The organism is Luteimonas wenzhouensis (assembly GCF_007859305.1).
In the GTDB taxonomy this organism is placed as follows: Bacteria; Pseudomonadota; Gammaproteobacteria; order Xanthomonadales; family Xanthomonadaceae; genus Luteimonas; species Luteimonas wenzhouensis.
Map to the genome: position 1 here is coordinate 172,781 of NZ_VOHE01000002.1, position 20,006 is coordinate 192,786.

Here is a 20,006-nt window from a genome sequence, read left to right on the forward strand (position 1 = left end):
GGGCTCACTCGCCCACGTGCACGCGCCACCGCAGCACTGTCCCGTCCTGCCGATCGGGCCGCGTACCCGGCCGGTCGGCGGCATAGGGCTCGCCGCTGTGCGGGAGGATGCCCAGGTAGCGATGGGTCTTCATCGACAGCAGCATGAACTCGCCGCGCAGCAGGTCCTGCCACATGAAGCGGCTGTCGACCGGATGCTCGGGCAGCAGGCGCACGTCCGCGGACAGGCCGATGCCGACCACGGTCAGAAAACCGCTGCCGTCCATCGCTTCCAGCGCCACCTGGCCACCACCGCGGTCGTGCACGCGGAAGCGGGCGGCCGGCGACTTCGCCTTCTCCTCGCCGGGCGGCAGCGGCTGCACCACGCCCAGCGGATGTACCGTCGCCACGCTGCCGTCGCCCAGGTTCTCCAGCACCACCACCTTGCCCAGCGGAATGTTGCGCGAACGGTCGGCGAGCGGCTCGACCAGCTCGAAACGGTCGAAGTCCGCGTATCCGCCTTCGCGATCCTCCCGGTTGAAGGCGAACAGCGCGTAGCGCACGCCCTGGAAGGTCTTGAGCTGGTACGGCAGGCGCACCGGTTCGCCGATGTCGTGGAACTCGCGCCCGTCCTCGCTCCAGGAGAACCAGGCCAGGTCCTGGTCGTGGTCGCCACGCACGCGCAGGTGCACCCGCGCCTGCTCCAGCGGCACGTCGACGCGCCGGTCCCCGTGCTGCGCATACCAGCGCAGGACGTGCCGGCCGTCTTCCCGCGCCACCGCCAGCCATGCGGCCGGCATGTTAAGCAGGCCGAGGCCGGCGATATCCCCCGGCTGCAGCCCCGAAGCATCCATCACGACGGTGGCGGTCGCCTCCGGCCCCACCACCCGCTGGGTCAGCGTGTTGCGCGCATGCAGGAAGCCTGCCGCGGGCAGGGTATGCAGGCGCAGGTATCCCGGGCGCTCGCGCAACGACCACTTGCCCGCCCGCGGCTGGTGGTTCCACTGCCACACCGGCTGCAGCTGCGCGGCGGAAAACTCGTCGCTGCGCGCGTACGGCGCACGGGGCCGGACATCCGCACCCACCTGCGGCTTGGCCCAGGTCCGCGGCGAGCGGCCGAGGTTGCCGGGCAGCCCGAAGTACGGCCAGCCTTCGTGCCAGGTCACCGGCGACAGGAAGGTGGTGCGGCCGATGGACTTGAGGTCCATCATCGAAAAACCCCACCAGCTGCCGTCGGGCGCCTGCACGATCCCGCCCTGGTGCAGCGGCACCGCGCCGAGTTCGTTGTCGCCCGGCTTGCGGTGCGAGAACCGGGCGCCGTCGGCCGGGATCGGCGAGCGCTGGCCCACGCTGTCCTCCCACCAGCCGCGCTGGAAGCCCATGGTTTCGCTGGCGCTAATGGCGACCGTCTCCCAGGGGCCGTCCAGGCGGTCGGCGCGCGCGGCCTGCATGCGCCCGACCGGGGCGTAGTTGGCGCTGATGATGTAGTAGCGCCCATCGATCTTGTAGAAGTGGTGGCCCTCGCCCATGCCGTGGCCGGCCGGGATGATCACCCGCTCGCTGCCCTCGACCACGCCCGACAGGTCCGGCTTGAGCTCCACCAACCGCACCTCGTTGTAGTTGAACACCGCCCACACCCGGCCGTCGTCGTCGAACAGCACCGACAGGTCGTGCAGGTTGCGGTCGATCACCGTGTGCGCCCACGGCCCCGCCGGATCCTCGGCGGTGAACACGTGCAGCCCGCGCTCGTTGATGTTGGCGAAAATGTGGAAGCGGCCATGGTGATGGCGCAGTACCGGTGCCCAGATGCCCTGGCCGTACAGGTCCCTGCCTTCCTCCAGGCGGTATTCGGGGCCCGGAGGGAATTCCGCCAGCGCGTACGACACGAATTCCCAGTTCACCAGGTCGCGCGAGCGCAGCACCGGCAGGCCCGGCACCGCGTGCATGGTGGTGCCGGTCAGGTAGAACCAGTCGCCGACGCGGATCAGGTCCGGGTCGGAAAACTCGTCGTAGAAGAGGGGGTTGGTGTAGGTGCCGTTGCCGTTGTCGGCGGTCCACGTGGCCGTCGCCGCGCGGGCCGGTGCGCCGACGGCCAGCAGGAACAGCATCAGCAACAGTCGCGCCCACACCATCGATCACCTCCCCGCGCGGCGCGGCCCGCGCCGCTGCGTCAGTCCAGCTGCAGCACGAATCCGCCGGCCTCGGGCACTTCCAGGTCCAGCGGCGCGTCCGGCGCCAGCTCCACCTGCCGCAGGGCGAAGCCAGGGGCATCGCCGCCGTCGGTGACCAGCGCGCCGCGCAGGGTGCCGCCGCCCAGCGCTTGCGCATCCAGCGTGATCGTCCGCGGCCCGGGTCCGGCATTGATCCCGGCCACGTACCGGCGGCCGCCGCCCTCGCGCATGAACACCGCGTACTTCCCCGGGTACCCGTCGAGGAAGCGGCTGTCGTCCCACACCTCCGGCAGGCCTGCGAGGACACCGCGCACGTAGTCCGGCACCTGGGCCATGCCCTCGGGCGTCTCGGCGTAGTGCTGGATGCCGGAGACGAACAGCACCGACTGGGCCAGCTCGAACGCCGGACTGGTGCGCCGTTGCACCCGGTCGTTGAGCTTCGCCATCGCCACCGGGGTGAAGTCCATCGGGTCGAACACGTTGCGCGTGAACGGCAGCGTGGCCGCGTGCACGGCCATCCGGTCGGCATTGGCCTGCTCGAAGGTGGCGAACTCCAGGCCGCGCACCGCCTCCATCGTCTGCAGGTGCGGCCAGGTGCGCTGCCAGCCGCGCGGCAGGGTCGAGCCGTGGAAGTTCATCTGGAAGCCGTAGGGCGCCGCGTCCGCCAGCAGGTCCAGGTAGTAGGCGATCATCGAGGCGCCGTCGCCGCCGAAGAAGTCCACCTTCAGCCCCGCCACGCCCATGGCCTTGAGCCGGTCGAACTCGCGCATCCGACTGGCGTGGTCGAGCAGCCGGCTTCGGGGCGTCTGCGGCGCTTCGTTCCAGTCGCCGGCCGAGTTGTACCAGACCAGGATCGACACGCCCTTGCCGCGCGCGTACTCCACCAGTTCGGCGAGCTTGTCCTCGCCGATCTGGGTGTCCCACAGCCCGTCGACCAGGGTGTAGCGCCAACCCATGCGCGCGGCGTAGTCGACGAACTGCCGCTGCACCTCGAACACGGTGTGGTCGTCGCCCAGCAGCGGCCAGCTCCACGACGCCTTGCCCGGCACCGAGGGCGCGGCCACCGCCGGCGGGTCGGCCAGGTCGGTGCCGAGGGTGGAATCGGCCACGGTGGCCAGGTCGCCCACCGCCACGATGCGCCAGGGCGAACGCCAGGGGAACGATTCGATCCACGGCAGCGCCGGCTTGCCCGGCAGCGCCTCGCGTTCGTCGGGAAAGGCGAGCACGTATTCGCCGGGACGCGCGCCGTCGTCCAGGCGGCTGCCGGCGTCGCCGCGACGCAGGCTGCCCTCGCTGAGCAGGATCCAGTCCTCCCCGCTGCGGAACAGCGCCGGGAACACCCAGCCATGGCCCATCGGGCTCGGCGTGCCCACCGGCACGTCCTGCAAGTAGTCCTCCTCGTAGGACGGGTTGGTGCGCCCCCAGCCGGTCTTGGGCTCGGCCAGCGGCTGCAGCCAGGCGTGGGCGGTGGACGGCAGGCGGAAGGTCGCCGCATCGCGCGTCCAGGTGCGCAGGCCCGGTACTTCGCGCTCGAGCTCGTAGCGGAAGGCGGCGCCGTCGTTCGAGACCTGCCAGGCCACGACGAGTTCGTTTCCCTGCGCATCGCGCCAGCGGAACACGCGGCGATTGGCGCGATATGCGTTGTGGCGACGCTTGCCCGACAGCAGCTCGTAGTCGTCGGCCACCGGCTCCACCGCATCGGCCCCGGCGAAGGCCAGGGCCCGCGACAGGTCCACGCCCTCCCCCACCATGCCCAGCGGCGAGGGCGCGACCACCTCGCGGCCCTGGCGCAGCAGCCGCCAGGTGGGCCTGCCTTCGGCGTCGAGCGACATTTCCACGCGCAGGCGGCCGTCAGGGCTGGCGACGTCACCAGGCGCCACCGCGTCTGCGGCGATCAGCGGCAGGCAGGCACCCAGCAGGGCCAGCGCGGCGAGGACGCGCAGGGCGCGCGCCTCCAGGCGGCGGCGTGGCACCCGCTCACCCATGACCGCCACCGCCCGCGGGACCGGTGCGCGCCAGCAGCCGCTGCAGCAGGCAGAACGCCAGCAGCAGCACGCCGATCGCGATCCGGGTCCACCATGAGCTCAGGGTGCCATCGAACGCGATCAGGGTCTGGATCAGGCCCAGCACCAGCACGCCGAACACCGTGCCCAGTACGTAGCCGCTTCCGCCGGCGAGCAGCGTGCCGCCGATCACCACGGCGGCGATCGCGTCCAGTTCCAGCCCCGTCGCGTGCAGGCTGTAGCCGCTGAGCATGTAGAACGTGTACACCACCCCGGCCAGCGCCGAGCAGAAGCCGCTGAGCGCGTACACCTGCACCAGGGTGCGCTCGACCGGCAGGCCCATCAGGTGCGCCGACTGCACGTTGCCGCCGATCGCGTACACGGTGCGACCGAAGCGCGTCTTCGCCGCCAGCAGCGCGCCCACGGCCACCACGAGCAGGGCGATGAGCGCGCCGGCCGAGATCGAGGTGCGCCCGCCCAGCGGGATGCGCAGGCTCGCCACCGCCACGTGGAACGCGTGGTCGATGCCGATCGAGTCCACGCTCACCAGCGTGGCCGCGCCGCGCGCCAGGAACATGCCGGCCAGCGTCACCACGAACGGCTGCAGTCGGTAGCGTTCGATCAGCACCCCCATCAGCGCGCCGAACCCGGTGCCCAGCACCAGCACCGCGCCGATCGCCGGCAGCGGATGCCAGCCGTGGTGCTGGACGAGGCTGGCCAGCAGCACGGTGCTGAAGGCGATCACCGCGCCCACCGACAGGTCGATGCCGCCAGTCAGGATCACGAAGGTCATGCCGACCGCGACGATCAGCAGGAAGCTGTTGTCGATCAGCAGGTTGAGGAACACCTGCGGGCGCAGGAAACCGTCGTACAGCACGCCGCCGGCCACCGACATCGCGACGAACAGCGACACCGTGACCGCCAGCGACGCGTAGCGCGGATCGCGCCACAGGCGCGCCACGCCGCCGCCCCGCAACAGCGCGCGCAGCGACACCGCGCTCATGCGCCCCCCCTCGCCGGGCGCCGCGCCAGCGCCCGCACCCTGGCGCGGAACTCCGGCGACTGCAGCAGCAGCACCGCCACCACCAGCAGCGCCTTGACCACGTAGTTCACCTGCGGCGGCACCCCGATGGCGTAGATGGTGGTGGTCAGGGTCTGGATGATCAGCGCGCCGACCAGGCTGCCGGCCAGGCTGAAGCGCCCCCCGGCCAGCGCGGTGCCGCCCAGCGCCACGGCCAGGATCGCGTCGAGCTCGAGCAGCTGGCCGGCGTTGTTGGCGTCGGCGCTGGCCACGTTGGAGCTGACCAGCAGGCCCGCCAGTCCGGCGCAGAAGCCGCTGAACACGTACAGCCACAGCGTGATCGCGCGGGCACGCACCCCGGCCACGCGCGCGGCGGCGGGGTTGTGCCCGATGGCGCGGATGAACATGCCCAGGGCGGTGCGGTCGAGCAGCAGCGCCAGGACCACGAACAGCGCGCCGGCGACGTACAGCGGGAAAGGCAGCCCGAACAGGAAGCCTGTGCCGAGGAAGGAGTACGGCGGGTAGTAGATGGTGAGGATGTTGCCGCCGCTGATGAGCTGGGCGACACCGCGTCCGGCCACCATCAGGATCAGGGTGGCGATGATCGGCTGCATCCCGACCTTGACCACCAGCACCCCGTTCCACAGCCCGCACAGCGCCGCGGTGGCCAGCGCCGCGCCGATCGCGGCGAACAGCGGCGCCAGGCCCGTCCCGCCGCCGGCGGTCATGCGGCCGATGGTCCAGGCGGCGACGGTGGCGGCGATCGCCAGGACCGCGCCCACGGAAATGTCGAGGCCGCGCGCCGCGATCACCAGGGTCATGCCCATCGACACCAGCACCAGCGGCGCGGCGCGGTTGGCGATGTCGACCAGGTTGCCGTACAGGCGTCCGTCGCGCCATTCCAGCGCCAGGAAGCCCGGGTTGAGCAGGCCGTTGCCGAGCAGCAGCAGGGCCAGCGCCAGCAGCGGCCAGAACAGCGGATGCGCGAGCATCCTGCGATGCAGCGGCAGCGGCGCCTGCGCGTCTGGATCGGTCGTTGCCATCAGGCGTGTCCCGCGATCAGGTCGAGCACCCGGGCGCCCTCGCTGCCGCCGGGCAGCTCGCCCGCCTTGCGCCGCTCGCGCAGCACCACGATGCGGTCGCCCAGCCGGGTGAGCTCCTCGAGCTCGGCGGAAATGAACAGCACCGCCATGCCCTCGCGCGCCAGGCGCACCACTTCGCCCATGATTTCCTGCTTGGCGGCGATGTCGATGCCACGGGTCGGCTCGTCCAGGATCAGCAGCTTCGGCCGGGTGGCCAGCCAGCGCGCCAGCACCACCTTCTGCTGGTTGCCGCCGGACAGCGCGCCCACCGGCGTCTCGATCCCGGCCGTGCGCACGCCCAGCAACTCGACGTAGTGGCGGGCGAGTTCGTCCTGCCGGGACCGCGGCAGCGCGCGCCACCAGCCGCGCCGGGCCTGCAGGGCCAGCACGATGTTCTCGCGCACCGACAGTTCGGCAACGATGCCCTCGGTCTTGCGCTCCTCCGGGCACAGGGCCAGGCCGCGCTCCACCGCGTCGGCGGGATGGCGCAGGTCCACGCGCGCGCCCTCGAGCAGCAGCGTGCCTTCGTCTGCGCGATCCAGGCCGAACAGCAGCCGCGCCAGTTCGGTGCGGCCCGAGCCGAGCAGGCCGCCCAGCGCCACCACCTCGCCCGCGCGCACCTGCAGGTCCACCGTATGCAGGGCGCCGCGGCGCGCCAGTCCGCGCGCCTCCAGCACCACCGGCGCATCGGCCGGGATGTCGGCATGGTCGGCGCGCCCTTCGGCCAGCGCCACGTCGCGCCCCACCATCGCCTTGACCAGCGCCGCCTGCGGCAGCTCCCCGGGCGTGTACTCGCCGACGAGCGTGCCGTTGCGCAGCACCGTGATCCGGTCGGAGACCGCGTACACCTGGTCGAGGAAGTGGGTGACGAACAGGATCGCCATCCCCTGCTCGCGCAGCCGGCGCATGACCGCGAACAGCTCCTGCACCTCGCCCTCGTCCAGGCTCGAAGTGGGCTCGTCGAGGATCAGCACCTTCGCCGACACCCCCAGCGCGCGCGCGATCGCCACCATCTGCTGGATCGCGACCGGGTACGAGGCCAGCGGCCGGTCCACGTCGAGGTCCAGGTGCAGCTGCGCCAGCAGCTCCCGCGCGCCGGCGCGCACCCGGCGCCAGTCGATCAGGCCGAAGCGGCGCGGATAGCGGCCCGCATGCAGGTTCTCCGCCACCGACAGGTTCGGGCAGAGGTTGACCTCCTGGTAGACGGTGCTGATGCCCTCGCGCTGCGCCTCGAGCGGGCTGGACGGGGCGATCGGGCGCCCGTCCAGTTCCACGGTGCCGGCGTCGGGGCGCTCGACCCCGGTGAGCAGCTTGATCAGCGTCGACTTGCCGGCGCCGTTCTGGCCCATCAGCGCGTGGATCTCGCCGGCGCGCAGGCACAGGCCCGCGCCGTCGAGCGCCACGGTGGCGCCGAAGCGCTTGCGCAGGCCCTGCGCGTGCAGCACGTGGCTCACCGCCACGTCCCCCGCGGATGCGGCTGCGCGCGCCGGCACCGGGCCGGCGTGCGGGTCAGGCGACAGCGACGCATCGGGGCCGGGCTCAGTACTTGCGGTTGGGCAGTTCGGCCTCGGCCTGGTCCTGGGTGAACACGCCCTCCTCCACCACCACGCGCCGGGGCACTTCACGCCCGGCGTGCACGTCGCGGATCAGCTGCGCCAGCTGCGGGCCGAGCAGCGGGTTGCATTCGACCGTGGCGTTGAGCTTGCCGGCCTTCATCGCCTCGAACGCGCCGCGCACGCCGTCGATCGACACGATGCGGATGTCGGTGCCGGGCTTGAGGCCGGCTTCCTCGATCGCCTGGATCGCGCCGATGGCCATGTCGTCGTTGTGCGCGAAGAGCACGTCGATGTTGCCGCCTTCGGCCTTGAGGAAGGCCTCCATCACTTCCTTGCCCTTGGCCCGGGTGAAGTCGCCGCTTTGCGAGCGCACGATCACGAAGCGGTCGTCTTCCCCGATCACTTCCTTGAAGCCGCGCATGCGGTCGTTGGCCGGGGCCGAACCGACCGTGCCCTGCAGTTCGACGATCCGGATCGGGCCCGGCTTGCCCTCGCTGTCCTCGATCACCCAGCGCGCGGCGCGGCGGCCTTCCTCGACGAAGTCCGAACCGATGAAAGTCGCGTACAGCGACTCGTCGGACACCTTCACCGCGCGGTCGGTCAGCACCACCGGGATCCCGGCGGCCTTCGCCTCCTGCAGCACCGTGTCCCAGCCGGTCTCGACCACCGGGGAGAAGGCGATCACGTCCACGCCCTGGGCGATGAACGAGCGCAGCGCCTTGATCTGGTTCTCCTGCTTCTGCTGCGCGTCGGAGAAGCGCAGGTTGAATTCCGGCGGGGCCAGCGCCTCCTTGACCGAGCGCGTGTTGGCGGTGCGCCACTCGCTCTCGGCGCCGACCTGGCTGAAACCGACCGTGATCGAGTCGCCGGCGCCGCCTCCCTCCCCGCCGCCGCAGCCGGCGAGCATCGCGGCGCACAGCAGCGCCAGCACTCCAGAAACCTTCCGCATCATCTCCTCCCGTACGCCATCTTGATGTTTGCGCTACCAAGCATGTTGCCATGCGCCGGGGCGTGCCGGCACCGGGCCCGCCCTCAGGGGGCGATGTAGGCGGTCTTGACCGTTGTGTAGAACTCCACCGCGTAGCGGCCCTGCTCGCGCGGGCCGTAGCTCGAGGCCTTGCGGCCGCCGAAGGGCACGTGCGGATCCACCCCGGCCGTGGGCAGGTTCACCATGACCATGCCCGCCTGGGCGTGGCGCCTGAAATGCGAGGCGTGCCTCAGCGATGTGGTGCAGATCCCCGCGCACAGCCCGAACGGGGTGTCGTTGGCCAGCGCCAGCGCGTGCTCGTAGTCGTCGGCGCGCAGCACCGCCGCGACCGGGCCGAAGATCTCCTCGCGCGCGATCCGGTGCGACGGCTGGGCCGCGAACAGGGTCGGCGCCAGGAAGTGGCCCTCGGTGGCACAGTCCACGCGCGCGCCCCCGGCCAGTAGCTCGCCGCCGTCCTCGTGCCCGGCCCGGATGTAGGACAGGTCGGTCTCGAGCTGGGCGCCGCTGGCCACCGGCCCGATGTGCACGGACGGATCGAGCGGATCGCCCACCTTCAGCTGCGCGAGGCGGGCCTGCATCCGTTCGACGAAGGCGTCGTGGACCGCCGACTCGACGATCAGCCTGCTCGAGGCCGTGCAGCGCTGGCCGGTGGAGAAGAACGCGCCATTGACCGCGCATTCCACCGCCGTGTCGAGGTCGGCGTCGGCCAGCACCACGAGCGGATTCTTGCCGCCCATCTCCATCTGCACCTTCAGCGCCCGCTCCGCGGCCTGCTTCAGCAGGGCACGGCCGGTGGGCACCGAGCCGGTGAAGGTCAGTGCGTCCAGCTTCGGGTGCGAGACCAGGGCCTGTCCGACCGTGCGGCCGCTGCCCAGGACCATGTTGAACACGCCGTCGGGCAGGCCGGCGCGCGAGAGGATCTCGGCGAGCGCCCAGGCGCAGCCGGGCACGATCTCCGCCGGCTTGAACACCACGGTGTTGCCGTAGGCCAGGGCCGGGGCGATCTTCCAGGCCGGGATCGCCAGCGGGAAGTTCCACGGCGCGATGATGCCGACGGTGCCGACCGGCTCGCGGGTGATCTCGATCTCGACGCCGGGACGGGTCGAAGCCAGCTTCTCGCCGGGGATGCGCAACGCCTCGCCGGCGAAGAACCTGAAGATCTGCCCGGCGCGCGTGGCCTCGCCGATGCTCTCGGCCAGGGTCTTGCCCTCCTCGCGCGCGAGCAGTCGGCCCAGCTCCTCCTTGCGGGCGAGGATCTCGCTGCCCACGAAGTCGAGGATGTCGGCGCGCTGCTGCGGGTTGGACAGCGACCAGGCCGGCAGCGCCGCGGCCGCCGCATCCACCGCCTGCGCCGTCGCCGCCGCGTCGAGCACGCCGTAGCGGCCGACCGGCGTGGCCAGGTCGGCGGGATTCTCGTCGGTGTGGCTGCCGCTGCCGTCGACCCACTGGCCGCCGACGTAGCTGCGGAAATGCTGTTCCATGTGGGGGCCCTCCCGTGCGCCTAGAGCGGGCGCACCCCGCCTGGCCGGAAGCCGGCCGGAACGCTGCGCAGCGTGTTGCGCAGCGGTGCGCCCAGCTCCGGCAGGTCGATCTCGAACACGTCGCCCGGCTGCGTGCGCACGCCGTCGGCGAAACTCAGCGTGGCGGTGCCGAAGAAGTGCAGGTGCACGTCGCCCGGGCGCCGGTGCGCGGCGTACTTGAAGTGGTGGTACTCCAGGTTCTCCAGCGAGTGGCACATGTTGGCTTCGCCGGTGAGGAACGGCTTCTCCCAGACCACGGCGCCGTCGCGCAGCAGGCGGCTGGTGCCGCGCAGGTCGCGCGGCAGCTCGCCGACGCGCAGCTCGGGGCCGATCGCGCAGGCGCGCAGCTTGGAGTGCGCCAGGTACAGGTAGTTCTGGCGTTCGGTCACATGATCGGAGAACTCGTTGCCGATCGCGAAGCCGAGGCGGTGCGGCACGCCCGCGTCGTCGATGACGTACAGGCCGACGAGCTCGGGCTCCTCGCCGCCGTCGAGGGCGAACTCGGGCGAGTCGAGTTCGGCGTCGGGCGCGGCCACGATCGAGCCGTCGCCCTTGTAGAACCACTCGGGCTGGGCGCCGACTTCGCCGGGCGCGGGCATGCCGCCTTCCACGCCCCACTGGAACATGCGCATCGAGTCGGTGAGGCTGCCCTCCTCCGCCTGCTGCTGCAGCTTCTGGTGCATGGCATCGCGCGCCGCGGCGCTGCCAAGGTGGGTCAGGCCGGTGCCGCTGACCATGCAGTGCGCCGGGTCGGGATGGTGCAGCGGAGGAAGCACGCGCCGCTCGGCGAGCAGCGTCGCGTACTCGAGCCGCGCCTGGACCGGGAGCGCTCCGGCCGCCTCGGCCAGGCTCCTCCCCGCGCCGATCGCGGCCCGGGCCAGGGCCCAGGTGCCATCCACGCCGCCGAGCACGCGCACGTGCCGGCCGTCCTCCTCGACGATGCCGACGCGCACGTCGGCCCCGTCCTTCAGCTGGATCAATCGCATCTGCTGAGCGGTCCTGCTAGGAATGCCACGCCCATTCTGCCGGGGCGAGGGATATCCATCCAATTCGATTCAGAGGGAAATCGATATGGATAGGGGCATACCGAGCCAGGCTGCGGACCGCCTGTTCCGTTCCGCCCGCGCGCTCCCTGCCCACCCGTTGGACGGCTCCCTCCCCGCATGCGGGGGAAGGTCGACCGCCCGGCAGCTGCCTCCCCCGCCTGCGGGGGAAGGAGGTCATCCCCGACCGCCGCTCAGGTCCAACCGGCGTCGACCACGAATTCCTGGGCGGTGATCGCGCGCGCCTGGTCCGAGGCCAGGAACAGCACCATCGCGGCGATGTCGTCCGGCCAGACCTTGTCCGGCAGGCACTGGTTGCGCTTGAGGTCTTCCTCGCCGGCCTCGTCCAGCCACAGTTCGATCTGGCGCTGCGTCATCACCCAGCCGGGAGTGACCACGTTGATGCGGATGCGGTCGGCGCCCAGCTCGCGCGCCAGGCCGCGGGTCAGCCCGTTCACCGACGACTTGGCGGTGGCGTACACCGGGTAGCCGCCGGTCTTGCACTGCCAGCCGGTCGAACCGAGGTTGATGATCGAACCGCCGCCCAGCCGGCGCATGCCCGGCACCACCGACTGGATCGCGAAGAACGCCGGCCGCTGGTTGATCGCCACGCGCCGGTCCCAGTACTCGGGCGTGATCTCCTCGAGCCGGTGGCGGTCGTCGCTGCCGACGTTGTTCACCAGCACGTGGAAGTCGCCGCCCAGCGCGCTGGCGCCGTCGGCGATGGCCTGCTGCAGCGCCGCCACGTCGGTCACGTCGCAGGCGCGGAACCAGGGGCGCGGCGCGCCCGCCGACTCGACCGAGCGCACCAGCTCCTCGCTGCACGCGGTGGCGATGTCGACGAACGCCACCCGCGCGCCCTGGCGCGCGAACGCCTCCACCAGCGCCGCGCCGATGCCGCTGCCGCCGCCGGTGATGAACACGCGGCGTCCGGCGAGGTTCGGGTAGCAGGCCTGTTCGCCGATCCGCCGGGCGTCGTGCGTGGATTGGGTTGTCGCCATGCGTATTCCTCGATGCGTGGCCGGCCATGCGGCCGGCATGGAAGGTGGCGTCCGCCCGACTATGCGGGCGACGCGTCGTCGCTGCCAAGGCCGGGCTGGTCGAGCCGGAGCGCCCGCGCGACCTCGTCCCAGCCACGCCCGCGCCCGGGACGGGCGAAGCGGTACCGGATCCTGCGCACGTAGCGCTGGCCGGGCGCGAGGATCGCCGGCGGGAACCCGGGCCGGTTCGGCGCGTCCGGGTAGTCCTGCGGTTCCAGGCAGATGCCGTCGCCCAGCCCCGGATGCTGGCGCGCCAGCCCCTGGCCACCGTAGAACTGCAGCGCGGGCGCGTCGGCGTCCAGGCGCATCGCCACCCCGCTGTGCGGCGAATACAGCGCCGCGGTGAAGCCGCGCGCGGCGTCGAGCACGAGACAGTGGTCGTAGCCGCCGCCGGCCTCGAGCTGCGGATGCGGCGCGGCGCCGGCGAGCGGGCGCGCAACGCGGAAATCGAATGGCGTCCCGTCCACCGGCGCCACGCCGCCGAGCGGGATCAGCGCCGCGTCCACCGGCAGGAAGTGCGACGCGGGGACCTGCAGCCACTGGGCCGCGGCCGGCACGCCGCGGTCGCCGGCGAGGTTGAAGTAGGGATGGTGGGTCGGATTGAACGGCGTCGGCGCATCGCACCGCGCCTCGAACACCAGGCTCAGTCCGTCCGCTTCGGCACGGTAGGTGGCCACCACCTCGAGGTTGCCCGGATAGCCTCCCTCGCCCGCCGGCGAGCGCAGCGACAGCGACAGCGCCTCCTCCGAATGCGAGGCGACGCTCCAGAGCCGCCGGCCGAAGCCCGTGGCGCCGCCATGGAGCTGGTTGGGTCCTTCGTTGGCATCGAGCCTGTAGTGCCGGCCGTCGAGCACGAACGCCGCGCCGGCGATGCGGTTGCCGTAGCGGCCGACCAGCTGCCCGAGATACGCCGGATCAACGGCGTAGGAGCGCGCGTCGGGGAGGCCGAGCACCACGTCAACCGCGCCCCGCTCGCCGGGAACGCGCAGCCGCGCGAGGATCCCGCCCAGGTCGAGGATTTCCGCCGACACCTGCGCCGGATCGCCGATCGCATATGCGCCGACCGCCGGCCCATCGTCGAGCCGTCCGAAGTTCCGGATGCCGCCCATGCCTGCTCCCGTGCGGCGGACCCTCCGCCGCGCGGCAGCTTAGGGGCGTCCCGGCAGGCCTGCCATCCCGCTTTTGGGATCGGTGCAAGGCCAGATCGAATGCCTCGCGGGGGTCCCGCAAAACATATCCGCTTTCATATTCATCTGGGCCATAAATTCATTAGAAGGTTATCAAACCCGAAACTATTCTCGGTTCGCGTCCCGGCCACACAACGCCACCAGACACGGCCGGGACGCCTCGCCGCGCAGCGCGCGACGGACACGAATCGAACGACAGCGTCCAGACGGAACCGGGAGGGGTTTGACAGTGACGACGCAGATTCGAGCGGCATCCGCGGATGCCGCCATGCCACGCCCCCACGCCGCGATCCCGTCCGGCCCGCGGCCCACGCGCCGCCGATGGCGCCGCCCGCCGACCCGGTCGTTGTTCCCCTGATCCCGCCGCGCCGCACGGCGGCGCGGGGTTTCCCGACATCCCGAGACATCGAGGCCCACATGAACCGTCCAACCCGCCGGCCCCAGCCGCATGCCCTGCGCCTTGCCGCGTTGCCCGCCGCGCTGGCACTCGCCATGGCCGCCCTGCCCGCCACCGCGCAGGACGCGCCGCGCACCTGCCCCACCGCCGACGATCCCGCCGCGCCCTGCGCGGACGCGGTCGCACTCGACCGCGTGGAGGTGCGCGGCCTGCGCGGCAGCCTGGTCGACGCGCTCACGATCAAGCAGGGCTCGATGCAGATCGTCGACGCGATCGTGGCCGAGGACATCGGCAAGTTCCCGGACAACAACCTGGTCGAGGCGCTGCAGCGCGTGACCGGCGTGCAGACCACCGACCGCGGCGACGGCGAGGTGTCCACGGTCTCGATCCGCGGCCTCAACGACGTCAACACCACCATCAACGGCCGCAACATCTTCACCGCCTCGGGCCGGTCGGTGGCGCTGGCCGACGTGCCGGCGAGCCTGCTGGCCAGCGTGGAGGTCTTCAAGACCCGCTCGGCGGCGCATATCGAGACCGGCATCGCCGGCACGCTCGACATCCGCACCCACCGCCCGTTCGACTTCGACGGACGCCGGTTCGTGGTCGCCGCGCGCGCGATCCACCAGGAGCAGAACAACGAGACCGACCCCAACGTCAGCCTGCTGGCGTCCAACACCTGGGACGTGGGCGGCGGCCGGTTCGGCGCGCTGGTCAACGTGTCGTACGCCGAGACCAACTATCGCGACCAGAGCGTGACCGCCGGCGCGATGGTGCCCTTCTTCACCGACAACCCGCCGGAGGGCTTCGTGTCCTACGAGCGCATCCCGACCATCATCGACGGCGCCGATGTGTGGCAGCCGGGACTCGAGGCCGGCCTGCCCTTCGCGCCGGGCTCCACGGTCCCGGTGCGCGGCCAGCAGTACGAGTACGTGCTTTCGCGCGACGCGGTGTTCGCCAGCGACCTCACCGGCAAGCGCGAGCGCCCCGCCGCCAGCGTCTCGCTGCAGTGGGCCCCGGACGACGCCTCGGAGTACGTGTTCGAAGCGTTCTACAACGGCTACCGCAACGAATCGTTCAACTCGCTGCTGTTCTCGTTCGTCGACTGGTGGGGCGCCCTGGGCGACAACCCCGGCCAGAACATCGAGCTGTACCCGGGCACCAACATCGTGCGTGCCCGCCGCGGCATCGGTTTCCCGTACAACTTCACCAGCGGCGACCTGTCCACCGGGCGGACCGACAGCTTCCTCTACGCCCTGGGCGGGCGCTGGGACGTGGGCGAACGGCTGAAGCTGCGCTCCGAGGTCACCTACCAGGACAGCGAGTACGAGACCGACTTCTTCGCCATGCGCGCCGAGCGGGTCACCCGCAGCGTGTGGGTGGACTTCAATGCCGGCGGGGGCAAGCCCGCGTTCGGCTTCGACGACGATCCGGAAACGCCGGGCATCGACGAAAGCGACACCGCCGATCCGGCGCAGTGGAACCTGGCCCAGCTCTACGACAACGCCAACTACGCCCGGGGCGACGCCGTCACCTTCACCTTCGACGGCGACTACGCCGCGGACTGGGGCCCGTTCCACAAGGTGTCCTTCGGCGTGCGCTACGACGATCGCAGCGCCAGCGAAGGCATGCGGGTCGGTCCGGACAACGCCTGCGACCTCGCCCTGCCCGACTGTTCGTTCGCCGCGCGCCCGGGACTGGTGCACACCAACCGGGGCTTCTTCGACGGCCGCTCCGACGTCCCGTCCTCGTGGGTCGTGCCGGATGGCCACTACATCCGCGCCAATGCCGACTTCTACCGGCAGCTCTATGGCCGCCCCACCGGCGACCAGCTGGTGATGACGGAGAACTTCAACGTCGGGGAGATCACCACCAACGCCTACGTGCAGGGCGACTTCGCCTTCGATTTCGGCGAGCGGACACTCGACGGCCAGGTCGGCCTGCGCTACGTCGACGTCGACACCGACATGCGCTTCGGCGAAGGCACCGCCTCGGCCAGCGCGTCCAAGGTGCTGCCCAGCCTGATCCTGCGCTACAGCTTCACCCCAGGCCTGATGGCGCGCCTGGCCTACGGCGAGACCCTGCGCCGGCCCGGGTTCGCCCAGCTCAACCCGAACATCATCTACACCGACGACGTCACCAACATCGGCTACGGCACGGCGACCGGCGGCAACCCGAACCTGCGGCCGACCGAATCGAAGAACTACGACCTCGGCCTGGAGTGGTACTTCGCCCCCGGCAGCGCCCTGTACGGCACCGTGTTCCGGCGCGAGATCGAGGGCATGGTGTCGGACTTCCGCCGGCGCGTGACCTACGAGGGCTACGACTACATCCTCACCCAGCCCGACAACGCCTCCAGCGGCGAACTGGAGGGCGTCGAGCTGGGCCTGGTGTGGTTCCCGGACAACCTGCCGGGGCTGCTCGACGGCTTCGGCATCCAGGCCAGCTACACCGCGCTGGACTCCAGCCAGCAGATCCCGATCACCAACACCGCGGGCGAGGTGGTGGGCAGCACCACCACGCCGATGTTCGGCATCTCCGACACCTCCTACAGCGTCGTGCTCGCCTACGAGCGTGCCCGCTTCGGCGCCCGCCTGTCCTACGTCTGGCGCGACGACTTCCTGCACCATTACGAGGCGCCGCAGTTCGCCAACCCGCTGGGCGTGTACTTCGACGCGGAGAAGAGCCTCGATTTCCAGATGAGCTGGGAGGCCAGCGACTCGCTCAGCCTGACCTTCGACGCCACCAACCTCACCAACGAGCTCTACCAGAGCTATTACCAGTACCCCGGCACGCACAACTTCGGCACCGCGCTCTACAGCCGCACCTTCGCCGTCGGTTTGCGTTACCGTTTCTGACCCGGCGCGCCGGGCGCCCGGCGCGCCCGGCGACGCACCCGACCCATCGACACCCGAGGCCGAGGAACCATGCTCAAGACCACCGTCCGAATGCTTGCGCTGACCACCGCCCTGTTCGCCGCGGGCCTGGCCCAGGCCCAGGAACCGGCGCGCGCCACCGCGACCCTGCGCGCCGACCAGCCCGGCGAGACCGTCAGCCGCTACATTTTCGGCCAGTTCGCCGAGCACCTGGGCTACGGCATCTACGGCGGCATCTGGGTGGGCGAGGACTCGAAGATCCCCAACACCCGCGGCTACCGCAACGACGTGGTCGAGGCGCTGAAGAAGCTCAAGGTGCCGGTGGTGCGCTGGCCCGGCGGCTGCTTCGCCGACGAGTACTACTGGCGCGACGGCATCGGCCCGCGCGGGAAGCGCCGGGTCAAGATCAACACCCACTGGGGCGGCGTGGAGGAGCCCAACAGCTTCGGCACCCACGAGTTCATGGACTTCGCCGAACTGCTGGGCACCGACGCCTACGTCTCCGGCAACACCGGCAGCGGCTCGCCGCGCGAGATGGCCGAGTGGGTCGAGTACATGACCTACGAGAAGGGCTCGTCGCTGGCCGAGGAACGCCGCGCCAACGGCCGCGACAAGCCGTGGAAGGTGCCGTTCTTCGGCATCGGCAACGAGATGTGGGGCTGCGGCGGCAACATGACGCCCGAGCATGCCGCCAACCTGCACCGCCAGTTCCAGACCTTCGTCAAGGTCCCGGCCGGGCAGCAGATCACCAAGGTCGCGGCCGGCGCCAATGGCGACGACTACAACTGGACCGAGGTGATGATGAAAATCGCCGGCAAGCACATGGATGCGCTGTCGGTGCATTACTACACGGTGCCCGGCGGCTGGCCGCCGCGCCAGTCGAGCTTCGAGTTCGACGAATCGGCCTGGATCCTCACCCTCGAGGGCGCGCTGAAGGTCGACGAGCTGCTGCGCAGGCACATCGAGGTGATGGACCGGTACGACCCGGAGAACAAGGTCGCCCTGTACCTCGACGAGTGGGGCACCTGGTACGCGCCCTACCCCGGCACCAACCCCGGGTTCCTGCAGCAGCAGAACACGCTTCGCGACGCGCTCGTGGCCGCGATCCACTTCGACGTGATGAGCCGCTACGCGCACCGGGTGAAGATGGCCAACATCGCGCAGATGGTGAACGTGCTGCAGGCCATGATCCTGACCGATGACGCGAAGATGGTGCTCACGCCCACCTACCACGTCTTCGAGATGTACCTGCCGTGGCAGGACGCGACCCACCTGCCGCTCGAGCTCAAGGCGCCCGAGTACCGCCATGGCGGGACCAGGGTGCCCGCGGTGCACGGCTCGGCGGTGCGGGCGCAGGACGGCCACGTGTACGTGGCGCTGAGCAACCTCGACGCCCAGCGCCCGGCCAGCGTCTCGGTGGCGGTGGCCGGCGTGCAGGCGACCGGCGTGTCCGGCCGCGTGCTGACCGCCGACGCGATCACCGCGCACAACACCTTCGACGCCCCCGACCGGGTGCAGCCGAAGGCGTTCGACGGCGCACGGATCGAAGGCGGCAACCTGGCGGTCGACCTGCCGGCCCGGTCGATCGTCGTGCTCAAGCTGCAGTAGCGGCCCCTTGCGGTCCTCCGGGCCACGCCCGGAAGACCGCGCGCCGGTCTAGGCGCCCGGCATGCCCGGGTGCTCGGCCAGGCCCATTTCCAGCCGCGCCCACGGCGGCCGGTGCGCGACGAACAGCGCGTCGCTGGGCACGAACCGGGATGGATCATCCAGCGAGCCGGCGTAGATCGTCACCAGGTCCGGATCGGACTCGGGCGTGCCGAACAGCAGGCTGCCGCATTCGCCGCAGAAGTTGCGCACCGCGCTACGCCCGCTGCCACCCGGCGTGCGCCCCGCCTTCACCGGCCCGCTGGCCTCGAACGACGACTTCGGCACGCCCAGCACCGGCACCCCGCCGCTGCCCGAGGCGCGCTGGCAGTCGCGGCAGTGGCAGACGATGGAGAACAGCGCAGGCCCTCCAGACCGGTACCGGACCGCACCACACAGGCATCCACCCGAGAGCATCGCGCACCCCGTCGCCAACACAGGCGCAAGCTTCGCCCGGATCGCGCCCGTTGTGAACAGGCGCCACCGCCCGCGGTCAAGCCCCGGGGAGGATCTCCAGCACCGTGTCCGCCGGCCGGCACAGGCGCGTGCCGACCGGGGTCACCACGATCGGACGGTTGATCAGGACCGGGTGCGCCAGCATCGCGTCGAGCAGCGCCTCATCGTCCAGGGCCGGATCGTCCAGCCCCAGCTCCGCGTACAGCGGCTCCTTCGCCCGCACCAGCCCGCGCACGCCCACGCCGGAGTCGCGCGCCAGCGCGCGCAGCCGGTCGCGATCGGGCGGATCCTCCAGGTACTCGATGACCGTGGGTTCGAACCCCCGTTCGCGGATCATCGCCAGGGCGTTGCGCGACGTGCCGCAGCGCGGGTTGTGGTAGATCGTGATGCCGCTCATTCGGTTCTCCGCGACTCGGGATGCAGGCCGATGCGCAGCGTCCGCATCCGGGCCGCACCTGCCCCGGGACATTGTACCCGCGCGGTTCCCGTCCTCCCCGGCGGGCCGGCGCGCGGCATCACGGCTCGCCCCGGCGCCTCGATCAGTGGCTGGCCGGGAAGACGTGGAGCCCGCCGTCCTCGATGGTGATGGCTTCGCCGTCGACCGCGGGCGGATCGCCGGCCACCGGCAGCAGCGCGGTGGCGCACCAGTGCTCGCGGTTCTCCAGCAGCGCGATGATGCGTTCGCCGTCGCCGTCCGCGTAGGCGATGCACGATGCGACGGCGTCTTCGTGCATCGCCCTGTCCGAGAGGCTGGCCTGGAGCCCGTCCAGCAGCTCCGGAAGCTGGTCCTCGCCCGCGTCCGCGGCGATCGAGACCTCCACGCTGCCGTCGCGCATCAGCATCAGCCCGAGCGGCGGCACGCTGCGGCCGTCGGCCAGCATCCGGTTGGCCCGCGCGATGAGCTGCGCGAGCAGCTCGATGAAGTGGTCCTGCGCGTCGTCCATGCCACCTCCCCGGAAGCGGTGCGTGGGGCGGTCGCGCGTCTTGCGTCCGCGGCCGCCGGGCGGTCCCGGAAGACCGGCGGAGGCCGCCATGCTCACGGCGGTC

Annotated in this window: 15 protein-coding genes; 2 read left to right on the forward strand and 13 right to left on the reverse strand. The window is 71.3% G+C overall.

Features of this window, described 5'->3' with window-relative positions; translation table 11 throughout:
* Positions 1 to 4: 4 nt before the first annotated feature.
* The 10 genes from FQY79_RS04240 to FQY79_RS04285 all read right to left on the reverse strand — a co-directional run bounded on the left by FQY79_RS04240 (position 5) and on the right by FQY79_RS04285 (position 13,511).
* A complete protein-coding gene (locus FQY79_RS04240; protein ID WP_146311132.1) occupies positions 5 to 2,110 on the reverse strand; it encodes a glycoside hydrolase family 43 protein in 2,106 nt (701 codons plus the stop codon).
* 38 nt (positions 2,111 to 2,148) lie between these two features.
* Complete coding sequence (locus FQY79_RS04245) at positions 2,149 to 4,134, reverse strand: glycoside hydrolase family 97 protein (protein WP_146311134.1); 1,986 nt, start codon at positions 4,132 to 4,134, stop codon at positions 2,149 to 2,151.
* The gene (gene yjfF, locus FQY79_RS04250) at positions 4,127 to 5,155 is read right to left on the reverse strand and encodes a galactofuranose ABC transporter, permease protein YjfF (RefSeq protein WP_146311136.1); all 1,029 of its coding nucleotides are present in this window, start codon (positions 5,153 to 5,155) and stop codon (positions 4,127 to 4,129) included. The genes FQY79_RS04245 and yjfF overlap by 8 nt, the downstream gene beginning before the upstream one ends.
* On the reverse strand, positions 5,152 to 6,216 hold the full coding sequence (locus FQY79_RS04255; protein ID WP_146311138.1) for an ABC transporter permease: 1,065 nt from the start codon (positions 6,214 to 6,216) through the stop codon (positions 5,152 to 5,154). The genes yjfF and FQY79_RS04255 overlap by 4 nt, the downstream gene beginning before the upstream one ends.
* Complete coding sequence (locus FQY79_RS04260) at positions 6,216 to 7,709, reverse strand: sugar ABC transporter ATP-binding protein (RefSeq protein WP_222434242.1); 1,494 nt, start codon at positions 7,707 to 7,709, stop codon at positions 6,216 to 6,218. The genes FQY79_RS04255 and FQY79_RS04260 overlap by 1 nt, the downstream gene beginning before the upstream one ends.
* 85 nt (positions 7,710 to 7,794) lie before the next feature.
* The gene (locus FQY79_RS04265) at positions 7,795 to 8,763 is read right to left on the reverse strand and encodes an ABC transporter substrate-binding protein (RefSeq protein WP_246122996.1); all 969 of its coding nucleotides are present in this window, start codon (positions 8,761 to 8,763) and stop codon (positions 7,795 to 7,797) included.
* An 80-nt stretch (positions 8,764 to 8,843) separates the two neighbouring features.
* A complete protein-coding gene (locus FQY79_RS04270) occupies positions 8,844 to 10,280 on the reverse strand; it encodes an aldehyde dehydrogenase family protein (RefSeq protein ID WP_146311142.1) in 1,437 nt (478 codons plus the stop codon).
* A 20-nt stretch (positions 10,281 to 10,300) separates the two neighbouring features.
* Entirely contained in the window at positions 10,301 to 11,305 is a 1,005-nt protein-coding gene (araD1, locus tag FQY79_RS04275) for an AraD1 family protein (protein WP_146311143.1), read from the reverse strand.
* Between the two features lie 251 nt (positions 11,306 to 11,556).
* Positions 11,557 to 12,363, reverse strand: coding sequence for an SDR family NAD(P)-dependent oxidoreductase (locus tag FQY79_RS04280; protein WP_146311144.1), 807 nt, complete (start codon positions 12,361 to 12,363; stop codon positions 11,557 to 11,559).
* A gap of 59 nt (positions 12,364 to 12,422) precedes the next feature.
* Positions 12,423 to 13,511 carry an aldose epimerase family protein gene (locus FQY79_RS04285; RefSeq protein ID WP_146311146.1) on the reverse strand — a complete coding sequence of 363 codons (1,089 nt, stop codon included), beginning with the start codon at positions 13,509 to 13,511 and terminating at the stop codon, positions 12,423 to 12,425.
* 495 nt (positions 13,512 to 14,006) lie between these two features.
* Between FQY79_RS04285 and FQY79_RS04290 the strand changes: the two genes are divergently transcribed.
* Together FQY79_RS04290 and FQY79_RS04295 are read left to right on the forward strand one after the other, a co-directional pair.
* Entirely contained in the window at positions 14,007 to 16,841 is a 2,835-nt protein-coding gene (locus FQY79_RS04290; RefSeq protein WP_146311148.1) for a TonB-dependent receptor, read from the forward strand.
* 69 nt (positions 16,842 to 16,910) lie between these two features.
* Complete coding sequence (locus FQY79_RS04295; protein WP_146311150.1) at positions 16,911 to 18,467, forward strand: alpha-N-arabinofuranosidase; 1,557 nt, start codon at positions 16,911 to 16,913, stop codon at positions 18,465 to 18,467.
* Between the two features lie 48 nt (positions 18,468 to 18,515).
* Here FQY79_RS04295 and FQY79_RS04300 read toward each other — a convergent pair whose 3' ends face one another.
* The 3 genes from FQY79_RS04300 to FQY79_RS04310 all read right to left on the reverse strand — a co-directional run bounded on the left by FQY79_RS04300 (position 18,516) and on the right by FQY79_RS04310 (position 19,903).
* A complete protein-coding gene (locus tag FQY79_RS04300; RefSeq protein ID WP_027072283.1) occupies positions 18,516 to 18,920 on the reverse strand; it encodes a GFA family protein in 405 nt (134 codons plus the stop codon).
* Positions 18,921 to 18,996: 76 nt separating this feature from the next.
* Positions 18,997 to 19,356, reverse strand: a complete 360-nt coding sequence (arsC, locus tag FQY79_RS04305) for an arsenate reductase (glutaredoxin) (protein WP_146311152.1) — start codon at positions 19,354 to 19,356, stop codon at positions 18,997 to 18,999.
* Positions 19,357 to 19,498: 142 nt separating this feature from the next.
* On the reverse strand, positions 19,499 to 19,903 hold the full coding sequence (locus FQY79_RS04310) for a hypothetical protein (RefSeq protein ID WP_027072281.1): 405 nt from the start codon (positions 19,901 to 19,903) through the stop codon (positions 19,499 to 19,501).
* Positions 19,904 to 20,006 lie beyond the last annotated feature (103 nt).

What these genes read in the sequence shown, in the direction of transcription:
- FQY79_RS04240 (WP_146311132.1), bottom strand. Translation starts at nt 2,110, where the DNA reads ATGGTGTGGGCGCGACTGTTGCTGATGCTGTTCCTGCTGGCCGTCGGC.
- FQY79_RS04245 (WP_146311134.1), bottom strand. Translation starts at nt 4,134, where the DNA reads ATGGGTGAGCGGGTGCCACGCCGCCGCCTGGAGGCGCGCGCCCTGCGC.
- yjfF (WP_146311136.1), bottom strand. Translation starts at nt 5,155, where the DNA reads ATGAGCGCGGTGTCGCTGCGCGCGCTGTTGCGGGGCGGCGGCGTGGCG.
- FQY79_RS04255 (WP_146311138.1), bottom strand. Translation starts at nt 6,216, where the DNA reads ATGGCAACGACCGATCCAGACGCGCAGGCGCCGCTGCCGCTGCATCGC.
- FQY79_RS04265 (WP_246122996.1), bottom strand. Translation starts at nt 8,763, where the DNA reads ATGATGCGGAAGGTTTCTGGAGTGCTGGCGCTGCTGTGCGCCGCGATG.
- FQY79_RS04270 (WP_146311142.1), bottom strand. Translation starts at nt 10,280, where the DNA reads ATGGAACAGCATTTCCGCAGCTACGTCGGCGGCCAGTGGGTCGACGGC.
- araD1 (WP_146311143.1), bottom strand. Translation starts at nt 11,305, where the DNA reads ATGCGATTGATCCAGCTGAAGGACGGGGCCGACGTGCGCGTCGGCATC.
- FQY79_RS04280 (WP_146311144.1), bottom strand. Translation starts at nt 12,363, where the DNA reads ATGGCGACAACCCAATCCACGCACGACGCCCGGCGGATCGGCGAACAG.
- FQY79_RS04285 (WP_146311146.1), bottom strand. Translation starts at nt 13,511, where the DNA reads ATGGGCGGCATCCGGAACTTCGGACGGCTCGACGATGGGCCGGCGGTC.
- FQY79_RS04290 (WP_146311148.1), top strand. Translation starts at nt 14,007, where the DNA reads ATGAACCGTCCAACCCGCCGGCCCCAGCCGCATGCCCTGCGCCTTGCC.
- FQY79_RS04295 (WP_146311150.1), top strand. Translation starts at nt 16,911, where the DNA reads ATGCTCAAGACCACCGTCCGAATGCTTGCGCTGACCACCGCCCTGTTC.
- FQY79_RS04300 (WP_027072283.1), bottom strand. Translation starts at nt 18,920, where the DNA reads ATGCTCTCGGGTGGATGCCTGTGTGGTGCGGTCCGGTACCGGTCTGGA.
- arsC (WP_146311152.1), bottom strand. Translation starts at nt 19,356, where the DNA reads ATGAGCGGCATCACGATCTACCACAACCCGCGCTGCGGCACGTCGCGC.
- FQY79_RS04310 (WP_027072281.1), bottom strand. Translation starts at nt 19,903, where the DNA reads ATGGACGACGCGCAGGACCACTTCATCGAGCTGCTCGCGCAGCTCATC.